Annotated in this window: 4 protein-coding genes; all 4 read left to right on the plus strand. The window is 65.3% G+C overall.

What is annotated here, in order from left to right:
• Positions 1-879 (plus strand): branched-chain amino acid ABC transporter permease (locus tag G3N62_RS34860; RefSeq protein ID WP_148094422.1); only part of this gene is annotated, 879 nt, incomplete at its 5' end.
• A gap of 18 nt (positions 880-897) precedes the next feature.
• Positions 898-2,067 (plus strand): ABC transporter ATP-binding protein, encoded by a 1,170-nt coding sequence (locus tag G3N62_RS34865; protein ID WP_034186305.1) that lies wholly within the window; start codon positions 898-900, stop codon positions 2,065-2,067.
• Between the two features lie 24 nt (positions 2,068-2,091).
• The gene (locus G3N62_RS34870) at positions 2,092-2,868 is read left to right on the plus strand and encodes an ABC transporter ATP-binding protein (RefSeq protein WP_034178806.1); all 777 of its coding nucleotides are present in this window, start codon (positions 2,092-2,094) and stop codon (positions 2,866-2,868) included.
• Positions 2,868-3,577 (plus strand): ABC transporter ATP-binding protein (locus G3N62_RS34875; protein ID WP_148094421.1); only part of this gene is annotated, 710 nt, incomplete at its 3' end. The genes G3N62_RS34870 and G3N62_RS34875, both read left to right, overlap by 1 nt.

Genomic DNA, 3,577 nt, shown 5'->3' on the forward strand with positions numbered 1-3,577 from the left:
TACACGATGGTGTACGGCATTCTCGGCATCATCAACTTCGCGCACGGCGACGTGCTGATGATCGGCGCGATGGTCGCGCTGTCGGCCATCACCGTGCTGCAGAACCATTTTCCCGGACTCGGCAACGTCGCGACGCTGACGATCGGCCTGGGCATCGCCGCGGTCGTCTGCGCGTTCGTCGGCTTCACGATCGAGCGCGTCGCGTACCGGCCGCTGCGCCGCGCGCCGCGCCTCGCGCCGCTGATCACCGCGATCGGCGTGTCGATCCTGCTGCAGACGGCGGCGATGATCATCTGGTCGCGCAACCCGCTGCCGTTCCCGCAATTGCTGCCGACCGATCCGATCAACGTGATCAAGGCCACCGACACGACGCCGGGCGCCGTGATCTCCGTGACTGAAATCGTGATCATCGCGGTCGCGTTCATCGTGATGGGCGGCCTGCTGCTGCTCGTGCACAAGACCAAGCTCGGCCGCGCGATGCGCGCGATCGCCGAAAGCCCGAATACGGCCAGCCTGATGGGCGTGAACCCGAACTTCGTGATCTCCGCGACGTTCATGATCGGCTCCGCGCTCGCCGCGCTGGCCGGCGTGATGATCGCCTCCGAATACGGCAACGTGCACTTCTACATGGGTTTCATTCCCGGCATGAAGGCGTTCACCGCCGCGGTGCTCGGCGGGATCGGCAACCTCGGCGGCGCGATGGTCGGCGGCGTGCTGCTCGGCCTGATCGAGCAGCTCGGGGCCGGCTACATCGGCAACCTCACGGGCGGCGTATTCGGCAGCAACTACCAGGACGTGTTCGCCTTCGTCGTGCTGATCATCGTGCTGGTGTTCCGTCCGTCGGGCCTGCTGGGCGAACGGGTCGCGGATCGCGCGTAACGGAAGGGAGCAAACAACATGACATCCATTCAACCGATCGAATCCTCGACGTCGCTCGTCGAAGAGCGCAACACCGCCAAGACCATCGTCATCGGCCTGCTGACCGCCGTCCTCGTGATCGCGGCGCCGATCGTGATCGGCTCGGCCGGCGGCAACTACTGGGTCCGCGTGCTCGACTTCGCGATGCTGTACGTGATGCTCGCGCTGGGCCTGAACGTGGTGGTCGGCTTCGCCGGCCTGCTCGACCTCGGCTACATCGCGTTCTACGCGGTGGGCGCATACACGGCGGCATTGCTGAGCTCGCCGCACCTGACCTCGCAGTTCGAGTGGATCGCGGCGCTCGCGCCGAACGGCCTGCACGTGCCGTTCCTGATCATCGTGCCGATCGCGATGGCGCTGGCGGCGACCTTCGGGATCCTGCTCGGCGCGCCGACGCTGCGCCTGCGCGGCGACTACCTGGCGATCGTGACGCTCGGCTTCGGTGAAATCGTCCGGATCTTCATGAACAACCTCGACCGTCCGGTGAACATCACCAACGGCCCGAAGGGGATCACGGGCATCGATCCGGTGCATGTCGGCGGCTTCAACCTGTCGCAGACGCACTCGCTGTTCGGCCTGCAGCTGCCGTCGGTCTACATGTACTACTACCTGTTCGTGCTGTGCTCGCTGCTGGTGATCTGGGTCTGTACGCGCCTGCAGCACTCGCGTATCGGCCGTGCGTGGGCAGCGATCCGCGAAGACGAGATCGCGGCGAAGGCGATGGGCATCAACACCCGTAACGTGAAGCTGCTCGCGTTCGCGATGGGCGCGTCGTTCGGCGGCCTGTCGGGCGCGATGTTCGGCTCGTTCCAGGGCTTCGTGTCGCCGGAATCGTTCACGTTCTGGGAGTCGATCGTGGTGCTCGCCTGCGTGGTGCTCGGCGGCATGGGCCACATCCCGGGCGTGATCCTGGGTGCGGTGCTGCTCGCGATCTTCCCGGAATTCCTGCGCTCGACGATGAGCCCGCTGCAGCATGCGTTGTTCGGCCACGACATCGTCGATACGGAAGTGATCCGTCAGGCGCTGTACGGCCTCGCGATGGTCGTCATCATGCTGTACCGCTCGGAAGGCCTGTGGCCCGCGCCGAAGCACGAGGACAAGATCGCGAAACTGGCGAAGCGCAACAGCAAGAAGCCGGTGCGCGCTTAATCGACGGACACAGGGGATATACACATGAGCGACAAGCAAATCCGACTGTCCGTGCAGGGCGTGAACAAACGCTTCGGCGGCCTGCAGGCACTGTCAGACGTCGGCCTGCAGATCAAGGAAGGCGAGATCTACGGCCTGATCGGCCCGAACGGCGCCGGCAAGACGACGTTCTTCAACGTGATCACGGGCCTCTACACGCCGGATTCCGGCGACTTCAAGCTGGACGGCCAGAACTACACGCCGACGGCCGTGCACCAGGTGGCCAAGGCCGGCATCGCGCGCACGTTCCAGAACATCCGCCTGTTCGGCGGCATGACGGCGCTCGAGAACGTGATGGTGGGCCGCCACGTGCGCACCAAGCACGGGCTGCTCGGCGCGGTGTTCCAGACGCCGGCCGAGCGCCAGGAAGAGCGCGAGATCAAGGAACGCGCGATCGAGCTGCTCGAGTACGTCGGCGTGCTGCAGTACGCGGACTACACGTCGCGCAACCTGTCGTACGGCCACCAGCGCCGTCTCGAGATCGCGCGCGCGCTGGCCACCGATCCGAAGCTGCTCGCGCTCGACGAGCCGGCGGCCGGGATGAACGCGACCGAGAAGGTCGAACTCACGCGCCTGCTCGACAAGATCCGCTCGGACGGCCGCACGATCCTGCTGATCGAGCACGACGTGAAGCTCGTGATGGGGCTGTGCAACCGGATGACGGTGCTCGATTACGGCAAGGTGATCGCCGAGGGTCTGCCGCAGGACGTGCAGAAGAATCCGAAGGTGATTGAGGCATATCTCGGCGCAGGGGTGCACTGATGGCAGCGGCAATGTTGAAAATCAAGGGCTTGCAGGTCAACTACGGCGGCATCCAGGCCGTCAAGGGCGTTGACATGGAAGTCCGTCAGGGCGAGCTCGTGACGCTGATCGGCGCGAACGGCGCGGGCAAGACCACGACGATGAAGGCGATCACGGGCCTGAAGCCGTACTCGGCGGGCGACATCGAGTACGACGGCAAGTCGATCAAGGGCATTCCGCCGCACGAGCTGCTCAAGCGCGGCCTCGCGATGGTGCCGGAAGGCCGCGGGATCTTCGCGCGGATGTCGATCATCGAGAACATGCAGATGGGCGCGTACCTGCGCAACGACACCGAGCAGATCAAGAAGGACGTCGACCGGATGTTCGGTTTCTTCCCGCGGCTGAAGGAGCGTGCGACGCAGCTCGCGGGCACGCTGTCGGGCGGCGAGCAGCAGATGCTGGCGATGTCGCGCGCGATCCTGAGCAAGCCGAAGCTGCTGCTGCTCGACGAGCCGTCGATGGGCCTGTCGCCGATCATGGTCGAGAAGATCTTCGAAGTGGTGCGCGAGATCTCGAAGGAGGGCATCACGGTGCTGCTCGTCGAGCAGAACGCGCGCCTCGCGCTGCAGGCGGCCGACCGCGGCTACGTGATGGATTCGGGCACGGTCACGATGGAAGGCGACGCGAAGCAGATGCTCGACGATCCGAAGGTGCGGGCCGCGTATCTGGG

The sequence above is a fragment of the Burkholderia sp. Tr-20355 genome (genome assembly GCF_017104685.1).
GTDB lineage: Bacteria > Pseudomonadota > Gammaproteobacteria > Burkholderiales > Burkholderiaceae > Burkholderia > Burkholderia seminalis.

Excerpts from the sequence above, each read along its gene's own strand:
- G3N62_RS34865 (WP_034186305.1), top strand. The coding sequence starts at position 898 with ATGACATCCATTCAACCGATCGAATCCTCGACGTCGCTCGTCGAAGAG.
- G3N62_RS34870 (WP_034178806.1), top strand. The coding sequence starts at position 2,092 with ATGAGCGACAAGCAAATCCGACTGTCCGTGCAGGGCGTGAACAAACGC.